Below are 15,615 nucleotides of genomic sequence, written 5' to 3'. Positions count from 1 at the left end.
CTAAATATTAAACAGTATGTCCCACACATGTACAAAAGTAACAGTTCGTCAGAGAGCGATTCAGAATAATCGTATCTCCTTGTATCTGGATTATTATCCGGCAGTCCGTAACCCCGAAACGATGCAAATGAGTCGCAGGGAATACCTCGGTATCTACATCTATGCCCATCCTAAAAACGAGATGGAACGTGAGTTCAACAATGATATGTTGAACAAGGCTGAGGCTATCCGTTGTATCAGAGTTCAATCGCTCATCAACGAAGAGTTTGGTTTTTTGGATAAGACCAAGCAGAAAGCCGATTTTCTCGCCTACTTCAAGAAGATGTGCCGGAACAAAGATCAGAAATGGCAGTTTGTCTATCAACATTTCTACAACTTCGTCAAGGGACAATGTACCTTTGGCGATGTAAATGTGGATTTATGCAAGAAGTTCCGTGAATATCTATTGAACGCCAAGCAACTCAAACACAGCAACCGCCCCATATCCCTCAATTCGGCATCCGGTTACTACTCTACTTTCAGAGGATTGTTGAAGATTGCCTATCGAGACAAGTGGTTTCGTGAAAACATCAACGATTACCTTGATAAGATTGAGCCGCAAGATGTAAAGAAGGAATATCTGACATTGGACGAAGTGAAACAACTCGCTGCCACTCCTTGCGACATCCCCGTATTGAAAGCGGCTTCTCTATTCGCTTGTCTGACAGGGTTACGCATCAGCGACATTCTCAATCTGCAATGGGAGGACTTTACTATCGCTCCCGACCAAGGCTATTGCTTGCGTATCAGAACACAAAAAACTCAAACGGAAGCTACACTCCCCATCAGTTACGAAGCCTACGAACTATGCGGTATGCCCGGAACAGGCGAAGTATTCAAGGGATTGAAACGAAGCATGATTAATTATCCACTCAAAAACTGGCTTAAAAAAGCCGGAATAACGAAATCGATAAGCTTCCATTGCTTCAGACATTCCTACGCCGTCATCCAAATCTCTTTAGGTACAGACATCTACACGGTTTCAAAGATGCTGACGCATAAGAACGTGTCCACTACTCAAATATATGCTGACCTCGTAAATGCCAAGAAGCGAGAGACAGCCAATAAAATATCACTCAAATAAATTGTAGCTATGAAACGAGGAATCATAACAAACAACGGACAAGGCATCCATATTTCCGATGGTGAAATATGGATGACCACTTGGGAACTTGCAGACTTGTTTTATACAACGGCTGGAGCTATCCATGCAGCAATCAAAAGAATTCTGAAAGCCAATATTTTGAAAATCCACGAAGCTTATAAGTACATCAAATTGGAGAATGGAAACAGTGCCGATGCGTATAACCTCGATATGGTTATAGCCCTATCCTATCAGATAGACACCGGGCATTCCGCTACATTTAGGAAATGGCTAATAAACAAAGTCGTTCGTAATCAAGCTTACAACCTCCTGTTATATCTCAACAAGGATACAAACCATACATTGTATTGCTAATAAGCTATATCTCTATACCCTATTGATTATCTGCATTATTTATCTGCATTGTTTACCCAAAATGATGCAGATAATTTTGTTTTTAAGATACACAAGACTATTTACCCAACTATTTTCATCCAAAAGCAAGATATTTGCAATACGCTTATTATTAGGAATGTAACATGGTGAAAAGTGATGAAATATATCGTCAAAAGCCCATCAACAAGCAAAACTATGGATTTTCTCAAAAATTAATCCTATATATTTGCACACAAACGATTAATACAACTCACTATGGAGCAGAAAAAGATAGAACAGATAACATTGCATCTGATTGTTTTTGGTACAATCATTATCATTGGTGTTTTAGCCCGCCAGACCGTACTTCACTATGGTTGGGACGAGTTCAGCAGCTACCTTATTCTTGTAGTATGCTCTATTGTCATTGGAGCAATCTATCTCAATCTGCAAATGGCATTCAGGCAACTCCTTTCCCCAACAATAGAAAGATGCTTTACGAGATTTGAGTGCTACCGCAATAAGGCAGTGGCAGTTGAACCCTCAATAGTGCATCAGGAACTTATTGAAAGCACCATAGATACAGAACCTATCGTTTCTGTACCTGAACCAGAAATCGAAACTACATCTGACACCACAGAAGAAATTTCTATTCCCTCGCTTTCAGAATCCAATGAAAACATGGTAGAACTTCCAAAGGAGGAAGTGCCTCCAGCCTCTATTAGCAATATCCCTATTGAGGTGCTTAATCAACCATCAGAATATGAGATTTCCCGTGCAAACGCTATGGCTGAGAAAGAACGAGCATCACAAGAAAAACTTGATAAGGTCATTGCTTACACGAAACAAACCTTAGTTCTCTATCTTGATGAAACAGCACTTAACCGCTTGTGCGGATATGTGACAGAATATTACCTATCAGATTCTCTGTTCAAAGTTGAACCAATAAAGGTAGATTCTCAGTTAAAGACCATTGACATCATGCACTTTGGATGGAATATCGGCAAGGCTTTCGGCAAACCTCGCTTACAGACCGCCACGTTTATAAAGAGAGTATTTGCACATACTCTCCGTGATTCGGAAATATCGACCATTGAGCGTAAAATGTCACACACCGAATCTGTATGTAAGATTAAGTTGGATAAGAAGATTGTCTAATTTTACTTTCCTAAAATTTCTCTTAATTCTTCTATGCTAAGTTTACCTTTATGTAACATAGCATGGCAATTAGGACATACAGGAACAAGACTATTCTCCGGGTCTATCTTATGATTCTTCCCTTTTTGAGTTGAAATAGGGACTATATGATGTACATGAATAAATCCTGTGCCCAACTCACCATACACTTTAGCAAAATCCATCCCACAAACTTGGCATATACATCCATGTTTCTCAATACATTTCTTACGAGCTATTGGATTACGCTCGTATTTATTGACTAATACTTGCTGCATAGTACCCTCATAATACTCATCAGAATATTTTGTATTCAAATCATCGTTCAATACCCAAAATTTCCTTTGTGTATTAACCATTCGCTTTGGAACTACCTGAAGTTCATGGCAAAATTCCAAATAGCCATTTTCCAAATCTTCATTATATTCACAATTACAACCCAATATTTTGTTAATGGTAGGGGTTGTTTTTGTTCCATTCTTACCATTTCTTTTGACAAGATGAACTATTAACCTATTACTCAGATAACCAACAAACCTACTTGGAGCAAAATGGATTTTGTCTGCTGATTTATAAACGACAAAGTCTGTTCCACGGCTAATTAGCCTTATCATTGCGTTATAATCATCTTCATTATCTCCACTTAAATAAGTATCAACTTGAAGCAAATTATCCATCAATTCCGATGTGTTTTCAATTAACCTACCTAATTTTTCCATATAAGCACTTATTATAGTGATTACAAAAGTAGCTAAATTCCTTGTAATCACCACTAACTACCATCAAAAGTTATCCATCAGTTATATTTTGGTGAATGATTCCACCATTGAAACACCTGTTTCCTTTGCTGTCGAACAATTAAAAACGATTGGCGTATGCAAAAAGAAACAGTAACATTTGATAAGCTACCCGAAGCGTAGGTTATCTGACCGAACAGGTCATCGAGTTGAAAAAGATGGTAGCGGAACTCCAGCCACAGCCATCTGACAAACATGTATTGGTGGAAATAGAGGATGCTTGCCGTATCATCCGAAAAGCAAAGCCTACCATCTATACATTGGTACGCAAAGGGCTGCTTCCGGCTTACAAGAAAGGCAAGAAACTCTATTTCTATGAGGACGAGCTTCTTGCTTGGATTGAGAACGGACGGAGAAAGACTGCCGAGCAGACATACGAGGAGATGCTTGCCAATATGCAGAGCGGTGTGCGTCATAAGCCCAAATCATCAGTGCAATTTTAATGGATTGGGCTATGGATACATATTCAATTAATCCGGCATCCATCATTGATGAAGCGATTGATTTAAGCACAAGATTATCTGGTACGGCATTCCCCATCAGCATATTCCCGGCAAAAATCCAACGCATCATCCGTGAGGTACACGAATGCCATAACTACCCTACCGATTACATTGCCGCAGCCATCCTGACGGCAATAGCAGTCGGCATAGGCAACACGCACCTTGCCCAAATCAAGCAAGGCTGGTTGGAAAGCCCCATCCTGTATATGGCATTGATTGGAAGACCGGGAGCAAACAAAAGCCATCCGCTCAGTTTTGCGATGAAGCCATTCCTTGATTATGACTACCGACAGAATCAGGAATTTGAAAAGGCTCTTGCCAAGTACGATGAACTGATGAGCATGAACCGCAAGGAACGTGCGGAAAGCGGTGGAGAGCAATTTCCGCAAGAACCTATCCGCAAACGCTTCTTGGTTTCGGATGTAACGCCCGAAGGGTTGAGCCTCATTCATGCGCAGAACAAACGTGGGCTATGCTTGTGGCTGATGAATTATCCGCTTGGTTCAAGAACTTCAACCGATACAACAACGGTTCGGAAGAACAGTTTTGGCTCTCAGTGTTCAGTGCAAAGACCACCATGTCCGACCGCAAAAATGCCAAGAGTTCCATCTTCATCAAGCGTCCGTATATATCGGTCATTGGTACTATCCAAAAGAAAATCCTGAACGAGCTGGCTAAAGGTGAACGCTCCAGCAACGGATTTATTGACCGCATCCTGTTTGTAATGCCCAACCTGCAACAGAAAGCACGGTGGAATGACAAGGAACTGTCGGAAGATATAGAGCAAGAATGGAATGCCGTCATTGATAGGCTAATACAATCGGAGTATAAACTCAATGAACATGGAGAAATTGAGCCGCAAATTCTCTTCTTCTCAGATGATGCAAAGAAACGGCTTTACGAGTGGCAGCACCATTTCTCAGAGCTGTGCGACCGAGAAACGAGCGACACCATTGTGAGTATCTATTGCAAGCTGGAGATATACATCATCCGTTTCTGTCTGATTATCCAACTGGCACGATGGACTTGCGGTGAGTGCGACAAGACGTGTATCGACCTGCTGACGGTGGAGAGAGCCATTAAACTGACGGAGTATTTCAAGGAGTCAGCATTGAGCGTACAAAATATTCTGAATGAGAATGCCCTCAACAGTCAGCAACAGACGATAGTCAATCTGCTGCCTCCTTCCTTTACCACTGCCCAAGCTATACAGGTAGCCGAGCAAAACGGAATGAAGGAACGGACATTTCAACGCTTTCTCAATGACAATATCGGAACATTGTTCCGCAAAGAGAAGCATGGAGAATATTCAAAGATTAACCCGTGACATTTTTGTCGGTTTTGACACTTTCCAAACGAAAACGACAATAACGACAATAACGACAAAAGTGACACACCTAAAAAGAAACATACAATGAGTACACATAGATTCATATTAGAACCCTACAAAGGTGTCAGCACACGGCATACTTGCCCGAACTGCCACCGCAAAAGATGTTTTTCCAAGTACATTGATACGGATAGACGAATCCAGTTTCCTGATTACGTGGGGCGTTGCGACCACGAGCAAAAATGTGGTTATCACTTCACGCCCCGTGATTACTTCGAACGGAATCCGTCTGAGAAGGAAAAGTTGTCCGAAGATAACCTCCGGAGCTATACGACTATTAAAGAAATTGAGCAGAAAGCCACTTCCTACATTGATTTGGATATAGTCAATCAGTCGTTGCAACGCTATCCTGACAACAAACTGTTTCAATTCTTATCGGCTCAATTCGGAGAAGCGGAAACATTGAAGCTGATGAAGAAATACAAAGTCGGTACTTCCAAGTATTGGGACGGTGCAACCGTATTTTGGCAAGTGGATTATCAGAACAGAGTACGTACAGGTAAGATAATGCTTTACAATCCAACAACAGGAAAACGGATAAAAGAGCCGTACAATCATGTCACGTGGGTACACTCCGTACTACATAAAGAGGACTACAATCTGAAGCAATGTTTCTTCGGTGAACATCTGATTTCAGAAGACAAAAGCCGTCCTGTTGCATTGGTCGAAAGCGAGAAAACGGCAATCATTGCATCCTACTACCTACCCAATTCCTATGGATTGCATCGGGTGGAAAGAATGGTTGTTTCAACGCCAACAGCCTGTCTGCTCTTGCCGAAAGAAGCGTTGTGCTATTCCCTGATTTGGGAGCGGCCGATTATTGGCAAAGCAAAATCGGTTGATGAAAAGCTATGGGATTGATGTGCAACTGTTCGATTATCTGGAAGCCAAAGCATCCGAAAATGAACGGAAAGAAGGATACGACATTGCCGATTATCTGTTGAAAGTGCGCCCCGATGAAGCCATTCTCCAGCAGATGATTAAGAGGAATCCGAACTTGAAAACACTGATAGAGACATTCGATTTGAAGCTCGTCAGCGTACAACGAAGCATCCTTCAACCTAAGGTTTTACCGCCTAAGAAACGAGGATTCAGACTTTGAACAAAGGGAGAGAAATCGAGACTTTTTTACTGTAGCAAGTTAATGTCGGTGTATTACATTTCCCGACCACTTGCTCCTCAAAAAGTCTGAGGAGGCGGCTCCCGATGGTCACAAATTATTCACTAAAATCAATTCAAAATGGAAAAGAAACATACGATAACTCTCCGTTTGTCATACGACCAATTAGCATGGCTCGGTGCGCTTTGCAGACGGAGCAGGCAGACACAAAGCGCAGTCATCCGTTCACTCATTGAGAATGGAACGGTGCGTGAGCGAATCACGAAAGAGCATATCCACATCATCCGTCAGTTGATAGGTGAAAGTACCAATCTCAACCAGTTGGCGAAACAGGCAAACACCTACGGCTTCTTTGCCGTTGCCAAAAGATGCGAGGAGATGGCGCAGCGTATTAACCAACTTATAAAGCAACTGAAAGATGATAGGTAAGCAAACCAAAGGAACATTGTTCGGTGGCTGTGTCCGCTATGTCCTCAAAGAGGAAAAATCCAAATTGCTGGAAGCTGTCGGAGTGGATGGTTCACCCGAACAGATGGCAGAGCAATTTGAATTACAGGCGTTGCTCAACGACAAGGTAAAGAATATTGTCGGACACACTTCGCTCAACTTCTCTCCTGAAGATAGCGAACGCATGAAGTCTGATGATGCGTTGATGTTGCAAATCGCCCACGACTACATGAAACTGATGGGTATCGAAAACACACAGTACATCATCGCCCGGCATATCGACCGTGAGCATCCGCATTGCCACATCGTTTTCAATCGAGTGGATAATGACGGTAAGACGATTAGCGACAAGAACGACTTCCGCAGAAATGAAAAGGCGTGCAAGATGCTGACGGCAAAATACCGATTGCACTTTGCCAACGGCAAAGACCATATCAAGGAGGAACGCTTGCGCCCATACGACCGGGCAAAGCATGAGATATACAAGGCGTTGAAAGAGGAATTGCCCAAAGTTCAAAGTTGGATGAACTGAAAGAAGCCCTTGCTGACCGCGACATTGATATGAAATTCAAAGTCAGTCGGACTACACGGGAAATACAGGGAGTCAAGTTTGAGTATGACGGCTTTTCTTTCTCCGGTTCAAAGGTCAGCCGTGAGTTCAGCTATTTGAATATAGACAACCGATTGGAGCAGAATGCTTGTGCATCTTCATTTGAATACCATAAACAAAGATTCACGCATAAAGATGAAGAGGCGCAGCAAAGCGTTTCCCATTCCGACAATGGCTCAAGCATCGGTTTTGGCCTGTTGAATGGCTGTTCATCATACGATGCTACTGCCGCAGAAGAAGCAGAGTTCAATTGCCTGATGAAAAAGAAAAAGGCTAAGCGCAAGCGAGGCTTTCGTTTATAATCCACTATTTATTAACTTTTTAAATTCAAACAATTATGGAACAAAAAGATTTGATTCTTGATTTCAATCTCTATCTGTGTGAGAAGTTTGGCTACAGAAACAGTTGTAGCGTGATGCAAAATGCCAATGGCTTTTGTGTGGACATCCGTGAGCGTGATTTGGACTGCTACATCCGCTTCTGGGAGTACAGCAACGGAAGAGGCAACTTCCCCGACTGGAGCATCATCATTGTGCGCAGTAACTTCAAGAAGAACCAAGCCGAAAGCCTGAAAGACTTGGCTCGCTTCTTCAAGGAGTACATGCCTCGCTACGGTTACAAATACCTCTGCACCGAAGGTGATGACTACAAGTATTATCAGACACTCGGTTTGAAACTTATCCATCAAGACCTGTTCGGACAGGAAAACTATGGATTGGCGATGAAGGATTTGAATGTCTGATACTTGATTTAGGGTTAAGGAGGGGGATTTTCCCTCTCCTTAATTTTTATCGATATGCTCCATTATGAAAATAAGTCATTCGGATATGACTTTACTTTCCCAACGCTTTAAAGACTTTCGCTATGCAACGTTTTTTCTGTTCCATATTGGGATGCACATAAAGATTTAGGGTGGTACTGATGTTGGAATGCCCCAATAGTACACTTACTGTTTTGTAATCGCAGTTGCTTTCTATGCAACGAGTGGCAAAGCTGTGCCGGAGACCGTGGTATTTCAACTTGGGAATGCCAAGTTGCTCCATCAAGCGTTTGTAGTAGTTGCGGTAGGTTCTTGGTTCAGTGGGAGAAGGCTCATTGGTCAGCACATAGTAATCAGAATTGACTATCTTCTTCAGTGGCTTGACCATTGAAATCAGTTCCTTACTCATAGGAATCTCTCGACAAGAGTTTTTGGTTTTGGGAGTATTGATGACAAGCTCGGTGTGCTTTTTATCACCCTCAATCACATAAATGCGTTCAATGGTTCGCTGTACACTGATGGTTCCGGCTTCTATGTCTATGTCGCTCCATCGTAGCGCACAGACTTCTCCGATGCGCAGCCCGGTACTAAGGCTGATATAAATGCCCAAGTTTCGGAACGTAAAGTTTTGCCGGATATAATCCAGTATTTTCTTGTGGTTTGCTACAGTAAGCACTTCCAACTCCTTGTTTGTTTCAGTAGGCGGGTATTTGATTTCCCATTCGCAATAGCTCATCCATTCGTTTTTTACTCCGAACTTCATCACCATTTTAAGCACGATAAGAATATCCTTTACGGATTTAGCACTCATACCTGCATTGAGCTTTTGTAGTACAAATGTTTGTACGGATTTCTCACTGAGAGTATCTTCATTGCCAAAATATGGCAAGATGTGATTCTCTAAAATCAACATATAGGCTGCTAATGTCGATTGCTTTACATACGGTCGCTTGTCTTCTCGCCAGGCTTCCGCAATTTCTCTAATTTTCTTTTGGGTCATAATCATTTTTATTAGATGTTTATAATTAGAGAAATATAGTCCTCAATGTTCCCCATTTGAGATTCCCAGGTTTTACCGATGAGTGGAACATGCACAAGCTCAACCAACTAGTGGAACGTGTAACAAGAAAGAATAAAGGTGAAGAAAGTAAGATTGCACTCACAATTTCTGCTCAATATGGATTGGTTGATCAAGAAACTTTCTTCAATAATAAAGTGGCGAGTTCGGATTTATCGCATTATTACCTTCTTGTCAAGGGAGATTATGCTTACAATAAAAGTTATTCATCCGGCTATCCATGGGGAGCTGTGAAACGACTAAACTTGTACGAAAAGGGAGCTGTTTCTACGTTGTACATTTGCTTTAGACCCTTTAATACTGTGGATTCTGACTATATCGGTCATTATTTTGAAAGTAAAAAATGGCATAAGGAAGTTTCAGAAATTGCTGTTGAAGGGGCACGTAATCATGGCTTGTTGAATATAAGTGTTAAGGATTTTTTTGAGACTCTCCATTTCGTCCCATCAATTACAGAACAGAAGAAAATCGCAGCATTATTGACCCTCATAGATGAACGCATCGCAACCCAAAACAAAATCATTGACAAACTGAAATCCTTAATTAAAGGACTTAGTCAGCAATTGCTGTCTCCAGAGAATGATTGGATTTTATATAGGCTCGATGACTTAGCGCAAATAAAAAGTGGTTATTCAGGAACACAGGTGGGTTATCAAACACCTTATAAGGTTTCTCGCATAGAAACTATTAGCAAACATTGTGTTGATACACAGCGAATTGGTTATGTTGAGTGCATTTCTGAATGTTATAAGTTAAACGTAGGTGATATTCTGTTTAGCAATATTAATAGCGTTCAGTATATAGGAAATACAGCCTATATTGACAAAGATTATGGACTTTATCATGGCATGAACTTATTGCGAATTATACCAAATACAACCATAGTTAGACCTCGTTTTTTGCATTTACTTCTTTGTACTGATTGGGCAATAAACCATTTTCAAACTATTTGTAACAAAGCGGTTTCACAAGCAAGTATCAATCAAACTGCGTTAGGTAAAAGCAGATTCCAAATACCACCAATGTCTATTCAAAAACAAATCTGTAGTATGTTTGAACTCACTGAGAGAAAATTGGATAATGAGCAAAAATGCATAAGTCATCTTCAACAGCAGAAATGGTATTTGCTTCAGGAAATGTTTATATAAACATTTGACTTAATAGATACTGCTTCAATACAAGGCATTGCTCCACTAACGACATTTCATTTGCCAAACGACAATGCAAAGCGTCAAACGTTTTAGCTATGCGTTCTTGTTCTTCTGTCGTAGGTAACACAAACCTCATCTTCATAAAGTCATTCCTTTGAAGATTAAAACGTGTACTTCCTTGTGCTAATGGATATATGGCTTTACGGAATGAGGTGCTTGAAATGAAGTGAGCAAGGTATCGAGGCAACACACGTTCATCATAAATATGAATGCCAAAGCAGAAACTGTTCAAATATAGTTTCTGTGTGTTGCCCAAATATACCGCTCCCATACCAACTTCTTCCGGAGTTTCTGATGAGAGCGTGAATAAGGCATCACCGTATTGCACACAATTTTGTCTTTCATTGGGAGCTATTTGTACAAATTCATAATCTATTTCAGAAATGTAAGTATTTTGATACACATTCATATAAGTAATGAATGGCTCACCTGTTCCAAAATCATCGCCACTTTTTCCGCTTAATCCTGCATAGGCTTCACCTAAATCTGCAAAGCAAACAATCTCCCCTTTAATATCTTTGTGAATCTTGTCATTTAGTCCTTTAATTAAGGATTCTGAATCGGTAATGTCCGCAATTATTAAAAAAACATTTAATGAAAACCATTCCAATAAAATACGTTTGGGTGATGTTGGCTCATATATTCGTGGTTTGACTTACAGCAGCGATGATGTTGTTGAGCACAATGGGATTTTCGTTATGCGGTCTAACAATATTGTCAACGGAAACTCACTTGATTATCATAATAATATTGTGTCTGTAAACAAGCAAATACTAACAGAGCAACAGTTACAAGCTGGTGACATTGTTATTTGTATGGCAAACGGAAGTTCCTCATTAGTTGGAAAATCCTCATTTTACGACGGTGATTGCCCAACTCCTATAACTGTTGGTGCTTTTTGTGGTATATATCGCTCAAAGGAAGCTGTTGTAAAATGGCTATTTCAGACTAACAAATACCGTAGGTATATATGGAACTCATTGCAAGGTGGTAATGGGGCTATTGCCAACTTGAACGGTGATGATATACTTCGTATGTCTTTTTCGATTCCTGCCACACCTATTAAGGAAAATAGAATAAAGCTACTTACATCTGTTGACACTCTATTGGAAAATAATATATCACTCTGTAGTTTATACATTTCACAAAAGTTGTATTTGCTCCGTCAAATGTTTATATAAACAATTGACGGAGCAAATACTGCTTCTGTTTTGATAAACAGGACGCATAGAGTTCTTCGTTTTCGATTTTGTTCTCAATATTTCTAATCGTTTCTACTATATGACATTGTTGTTCTTTTGGCGGAATTACCGTTTTCATATCAAGCCACTCTTCAACATTTATAGAACGACCATCTCGAATACCATAAGTAACAATAATCAGCGATTTGATAAATTTTTGCGAAGTAAAATAATATGACAGATACCTAAACTCCAACAAATCATTCGGGCGCAATATTGTGTATGCAGGACTGCATACGCCAGTCTTTTCAGAAAACGCGTAACCTCCTTGAAATGAACGTAAATGAATTATATAATCGCCTTTCCTCACTACTTTATAAGTATTGATATTGCTTCGCTCGAATTGAATATCCAAATTCAAATCTTCCCTGTTTACCATTCCCTTTTCTTGGCTTGCTGAAAGAATGTTTGAATATTCTAGTTGCTTGTTTCGTTCATTTACAATTTCAAAGATTTGTCTATATGAATATTCGTTACCTTTTATTGCAGAATAGAGTTGGTCAATAATTGCGGACTTTAGTTTTTTCAAATCCTCAATGATTTTGTTTTGGGTAGCGATACGTAGGTCTATTGCTCGCAATAACTTCGCAATCTTTATTTGTTCGTCTTTGGATGGTATTCCTACACGAACTTCATCGAAGTTGCGAACATTTATAGAGAATACCTTTGTACCCTGAGCAATCCGTCTAATCTGCTTATGGAACGAATCTGAGGCAAAAGCATATCCTTTATAACCTATCACGGTCAAATCAGACTTGTCACGTCCATGAATAGTATGCAAACCGGAAACGATTTGTTGCTCATCACAATTTACAATCTCAACTGCTTTAGCAACATCATTCGTATCTTCTGAAGCATCGGCAAAGGCAACATCACCATTTAGAAATAATGTATATGACTTTGGCATTGATTCACTCTTGATATAAGGGAGTAAATCAGAAGAAATATCTACCATAGTCGGCAAACCTTTATGTATTAGCCCATAGTGTAGATTTTTGATTATTCCATTACCATAATCTAATTGTTCCCATGATAAAGAGTTGGTTGAATAAAACTCCAAGAGTTCTGAAACCTTTACTATTTTCCACTCCCCACTAAACTCCGGGAATCTCAAATGGGGAACATTGAGGATTTTATTTTCGTTATTATTTGCCATAATCATTATTCTTTATCAGGGTTAATATCAAATGGCAATAAGTTATCGCCATTATTGAATCGGTCAAAATCAGAGCTAAACAAGCGATCCTGAATGATTCGATACTTCTCAAATTCGCTCTCGGCAAACTCCTTGGCGAACTCTGCCGTTACCTTTCCAGCATCTGGAAGAATTACATCACCACCTGCTTCAAGGATAATATCAATGCGCTTTGCCCAATCTTCCATTGTCATCGGAATATGACGCTTTGCCATACGCTCTGCCATATCCAGTACAGAGTTGACCAAACGCCCCATATCTTCCAATTCGATACCTTTCAGATAGTTTTTTGCTATACTTACATCGGTCTTGACAATTTTTCCGTTGGGAGCTTTCTCCCATGTGGTCAATCCCATGTGTTCTTTTTCGGCATCGGCTCTGCTAACGATTAGTTCTGCCGCAGTCTGACCATGTACGGCATAGTGCATTTTGTTTTGAACTTTCTTAAAAAACAATCGTGTGGTAGGTGCATCACGGTTGTAGTCAATAGCTGTGGCATAAATATCTGTGAGCTTCTGGTAGAAACGGCGTTCACTCAGCCGAATCTCACGAATTTCAGCCAACAAATGTTCGAAATAGTCCTCACCAATGAATGAGCCATTTTCCATACGCTTCTTGTCTATCACATAGCCACGGATAGAGAACTGGCGGATGATAGAAGTACACCACTGACGGAATTGGGTAGCGCGGATGCTGTTTACACGATACCCAACAGAAATAATGACATCAAGATTGTAAAACAAAGTTTTACGATTCACTTGCCGTTTGCCTTCTGTTTGAACTACCGAGAAAAACTCGGTAGTTGATTCCTTTTGTAGCTCACCACTGGCGTAGATATTTTTTAGATGCAATCCAATATTGTCAGTTGAGCAGTCAAACAGAGTGGCCATTGCTTTTTGAGTACACCAAATGGTCTCATTCTGATACATCACTTGTATGCCCTCTTCTTTACCTTCAATAGCGAAGATAAGGAACTCAGCCGTACTGTTCCGTATTTCAAATCGCTTTGCCATTGCCTCTAATTTTAGTCAACTAACCCTAATTCTTTCAGATAGCCTTCGATTTCTTTATCAAGATTGGCTCGTTTGGCTTCGAGTTCTTTAATCTCCGCCATTACAGCTTTGATGTCGATAGGTTCTTCTTCCTCAAAGGTATCGACATAACGAGGGATATTCAGATTATAGTCATTGTCTGCTATCTCTTGCAGTGTAGCAAGGTGGCTGTACTTCTCGATTTCCTTACGGTCACGATAGGTGTCAACTATCTTTTTGATGTGTTCGGGTCGAAGTTTATTTTGAGTTTTTACCTTTTCAAACTCCTTGCTGGCATCAATAAAGAGGATATTGTCATCTTCCTTACGGCATTTTTTGAGTACCAAAACACAGGTCGGTATAGACGTTCCATAGAAGATGTTAGCAGGCAGACCAATGATTGCGTCCACATAATTTTTCTTCTCAATGAGGAAGCGGCGGATTACACCTTCGGCATTACCACGGAATAAAACACCGTGAGGAGCTACACAAGCCATCGTGCCACCATCGGAAAGGTGGTATATCATGTGAAGGATGAAAGCGTAATCGGCTGTCTTGCGTGGGGCTAAACGCCCGGCTTTGCTGAAACGGTCATCAGTATTGAATTTGTCAGCTGCACTCCATTCGGCAGAGAAAGGAGGATTGGCAACTACTGCATCAAATTGGGTATCGCCAAAGGCATCTGCCTCCAGTGTATCACCATTTTCAATTTTGAAATCACTGAATTTGATGCCATGCAGCAACATATTCATGCGAGCCAAGTTATAAGTAGTCGGATTCTTTTCCTGACCGTAAATTTCTACAGCGTTACCGATGTGTGCTGCACGGAGTAGTAGAGAGCCTGAGCCACAAGTCGGGTCATAGACATTGCGCAGACGCTCATGGCCGATAGTTACAATCTCAGCCAATATACGGCTTACCTCTTGCGGAGTATAAAATTCTCCGGCTTTTTTACCTGCTCCGGCTGCAAATTGACTAATCATATACTCGTAGGCATCGCCTAAGATGTCGATTTCCTTTGAGGCTTCCACGCCAAACTTGATTTCGTCAAGAGCCAACAATACGTTGCTTATCAGTGTATTTTTGTCGTCTGCTGTTTTTCCTAATTTGGGTGAAGCAAGGTCTATATCGGAGAATAATCCGCCAAAATCCTCTTCACTGTCACGTCCGAGGGTGCTATCCTCAATACGTTTAAGTGAACGCTCCAACATCGGGAGGATGTTCTCTTTCTTCTTGATACTTTCGATGACAGACGAAAACAGGTATTGAGGTTCGATGAAGTAGCCGATTTCTGAAAGGCAAAGGTCTTTTACCTCTTCTTGCAATTCTGCGGTATCTTCGTCATCCATGTTCCATAGCTCATTGAAACTAACTTCGTCATCTTCCAATTCACCATTTACAAAATTTTCTATCTTTTCAGACAGATACTTATAGAATATAAAGCCCAGTGTGAAGTACATGAAATCGCTTGCCGACATATTGCCACGCAAACGGTTAGCCACTTCCCAAAGCTGGTCACGGAGTTTTTGTTGTAATTCTTCGCTCATATTATTTTTAT

13 protein-coding genes and 4 pseudogenes are annotated in these 15,615 nt (G+C 40.6%); 11 read left to right on the top strand and 6 right to left on the bottom strand.

Translation table 11 applies throughout. The features are described 5' to 3' along the window. Positions 1-16 precede the first annotated feature (16 nt). From JCM17102_RS02400 to JCM17102_RS02390, 3 genes are all read left to right on the top strand, one after another. Positions 17-1,123 carry a site-specific integrase gene (locus JCM17102_RS02400; protein ID WP_025073831.1) on the top strand — a complete coding sequence of 369 codons (1,107 nt, stop codon included), beginning with the start codon at positions 17-19 and terminating at the stop codon, positions 1,121-1,123. 9 nt (positions 1,124-1,132) lie between these two features. After that, complete coding sequence (locus JCM17102_RS02395) at positions 1,133-1,498, top strand: virulence RhuM family protein (protein WP_025073830.1); 366 nt, start codon at positions 1,133-1,135, stop codon at positions 1,496-1,498. Between the two features lie 276 nt (positions 1,499-1,774). Continuing rightward, a complete protein-coding gene (locus tag JCM17102_RS02390) occupies positions 1,775-2,656 on the top strand; it encodes a hypothetical protein (RefSeq protein ID WP_025073829.1) in 882 nt (293 codons plus the stop codon). A gap of 2 nt (positions 2,657-2,658) precedes the next feature. Here JCM17102_RS02390 and JCM17102_RS02385 read toward each other — a convergent pair whose 3' ends face one another. Continuing rightward, positions 2,659-3,393 (bottom strand): HNH endonuclease, encoded by a 735-nt coding sequence (locus JCM17102_RS02385; RefSeq protein WP_025073828.1) that lies wholly within the window; start codon positions 3,391-3,393, stop codon positions 2,659-2,661. A 156-nt stretch (positions 3,394-3,549) separates the two neighbouring features. Here JCM17102_RS02385 and JCM17102_RS25865 point away from each other — a divergent pair. The 6 genes and pseudogenes from JCM17102_RS25865 (at position 3,550) to JCM17102_RS02355 (ending at position 8,283) form a co-directional block, all read left to right on the top strand. Continuing rightward, positions 3,550-3,914: pseudogene (locus tag JCM17102_RS25865) on the top strand (helix-turn-helix domain-containing protein). Positions 3,915-3,925: 11 nt separating this feature from the next. Beyond that, positions 3,926-5,301 (top strand): annotated as a pseudogene (locus JCM17102_RS25860) (DUF3987 domain-containing protein). A gap of 87 nt (positions 5,302-5,388) precedes the next feature. Then, a pseudogene (locus JCM17102_RS25855) lies at positions 5,389-6,466 on the top strand (DUF6371 domain-containing protein). Positions 6,467-6,604: 138 nt separating this feature from the next. Next, positions 6,605-6,913, top strand: coding sequence for a MobC family plasmid mobilization relaxosome protein (locus tag JCM17102_RS02365; RefSeq protein ID WP_025073827.1), 309 nt, complete (start codon positions 6,605-6,607; stop codon positions 6,911-6,913). Continuing rightward, positions 6,903-7,843, top strand: a pseudogene (locus JCM17102_RS25850) (relaxase/mobilization nuclease domain-containing protein). The gene JCM17102_RS02365 and the pseudogene JCM17102_RS25850 overlap by 11 nt, the downstream one beginning before the upstream one ends. A 35-nt stretch (positions 7,844-7,878) precedes the next feature. Continuing rightward, on the top strand, positions 7,879-8,283 hold the full coding sequence (locus JCM17102_RS02355) for a hypothetical protein (RefSeq protein WP_025073826.1): 405 nt from the start codon (positions 7,879-7,881) through the stop codon (positions 8,281-8,283). A gap of 91 nt (positions 8,284-8,374) precedes the next feature. Here JCM17102_RS02355 and JCM17102_RS02350 read toward each other — a convergent pair whose 3' ends face one another. Next, on the bottom strand, positions 8,375-9,301 hold the full coding sequence (locus JCM17102_RS02350) for a tyrosine-type recombinase/integrase (protein ID WP_008622569.1): 927 nt from the start codon (positions 9,299-9,301) through the stop codon (positions 8,375-8,377). Between the two features lie 110 nt (positions 9,302-9,411). Between JCM17102_RS02350 and JCM17102_RS29425 the strand changes: the two genes are divergently transcribed. After that, positions 9,412-10,527, top strand: coding sequence for a restriction endonuclease subunit S (locus JCM17102_RS29425; RefSeq protein ID WP_159106302.1), 1,116 nt, complete (start codon positions 9,412-9,414; stop codon positions 10,525-10,527). Here JCM17102_RS29425 and JCM17102_RS21610 read toward each other — a convergent pair. Beyond that, on the bottom strand, positions 10,520-11,200 hold the full coding sequence (locus JCM17102_RS21610) for a restriction endonuclease subunit S (protein ID WP_025073824.1): 681 nt from the start codon (positions 11,198-11,200) through the stop codon (positions 10,520-10,522). The genes JCM17102_RS29425 and JCM17102_RS21610 overlap by 8 nt on opposite strands. Before the next feature lie 10 nt (positions 11,201-11,210). Between JCM17102_RS21610 and JCM17102_RS02335 the strand changes: the two genes are divergently transcribed. Beyond that, positions 11,211-11,771, top strand: coding sequence for a restriction endonuclease subunit S (locus tag JCM17102_RS02335; protein WP_245798462.1), 561 nt, complete (start codon positions 11,211-11,213; stop codon positions 11,769-11,771). Here the strand turns inward: JCM17102_RS02335 and JCM17102_RS02330 are convergent. From JCM17102_RS02330 to JCM17102_RS02320, 3 genes are read right to left on the bottom strand one after another with little or no spacing between them, the layout of a single operon-like run. Beyond that, the gene (locus JCM17102_RS02330) at positions 11,764-12,987 is read right to left on the bottom strand and encodes a restriction endonuclease subunit S (protein ID WP_025073822.1); all 1,224 of its coding nucleotides are present in this window, start codon (positions 12,985-12,987) and stop codon (positions 11,764-11,766) included. The two genes, JCM17102_RS02335 and JCM17102_RS02330, sit on opposite strands and share 8 nt — an antisense overlap. 5 nt (positions 12,988-12,992) lie before the next feature. Next, positions 12,993-14,039 carry a virulence RhuM family protein gene (locus JCM17102_RS02325; protein ID WP_008622575.1) on the bottom strand — a complete coding sequence of 349 codons (1,047 nt, stop codon included), beginning with the start codon at positions 14,037-14,039 and terminating at the stop codon, positions 12,993-12,995. Between the two features lie 11 nt (positions 14,040-14,050). Next, on the bottom strand, positions 14,051-15,604 hold the full coding sequence (locus JCM17102_RS02320; protein WP_025073821.1) for a type I restriction-modification system subunit M: 1,554 nt from the start codon (positions 15,602-15,604) through the stop codon (positions 14,051-14,053). Positions 15,605-15,615 lie beyond the last annotated feature (11 nt).

This window comes from Bacteroides faecichinchillae JCM 17102 (assembly GCF_000614145.1).
GTDB classification, from domain to species: Bacteria; Bacteroidota; Bacteroidia; order Bacteroidales; family Bacteroidaceae; genus Bacteroides; species Bacteroides faecichinchillae.
This window is presented reverse-complemented; position numbering and strand designations above follow the sequence as displayed.

Coding starts and splice junctions, on each gene's coding strand:
- JCM17102_RS02325 (WP_008622575.1), bottom strand. CDS start 14,039: ATGGCAAAGCGATTTGAAATACGGAACAGTACGGCTGAGTTCCTTATC.
- JCM17102_RS02365 (WP_025073827.1), top strand. CDS start 6,605: ATGGAAAAGAAACATACGATAACTCTCCGTTTGTCATACGACCAATTA.
- JCM17102_RS02395 (WP_025073830.1), top strand. CDS start 1,133: ATGAAACGAGGAATCATAACAAACAACGGACAAGGCATCCATATTTCC.
- JCM17102_RS02390 (WP_025073829.1), top strand. CDS start 1,775: ATGGAGCAGAAAAAGATAGAACAGATAACATTGCATCTGATTGTTTTT.
- JCM17102_RS02320 (WP_025073821.1), bottom strand. CDS start 15,604: ATGAGCGAAGAATTACAACAAAAACTCCGTGACCAGCTTTGGGAAGTG.
- JCM17102_RS02385 (WP_025073828.1), bottom strand. CDS start 3,393: ATGGAAAAATTAGGTAGGTTAATTGAAAACACATCGGAATTGATGGAT.
- JCM17102_RS02355 (WP_025073826.1), top strand. CDS start 7,879: ATGGAACAAAAAGATTTGATTCTTGATTTCAATCTCTATCTGTGTGAG.
- JCM17102_RS02350 (WP_008622569.1), bottom strand. CDS start 9,301: ATGACCCAAAAGAAAATTAGAGAAATTGCGGAAGCCTGGCGAGAAGAC.
- JCM17102_RS02330 (WP_025073822.1), bottom strand. CDS start 12,987: ATGGCAAATAATAACGAAAATAAAATCCTCAATGTTCCCCATTTGAGA.
- JCM17102_RS02400 (WP_025073831.1), top strand. CDS start 17: ATGTCCCACACATGTACAAAAGTAACAGTTCGTCAGAGAGCGATTCAG.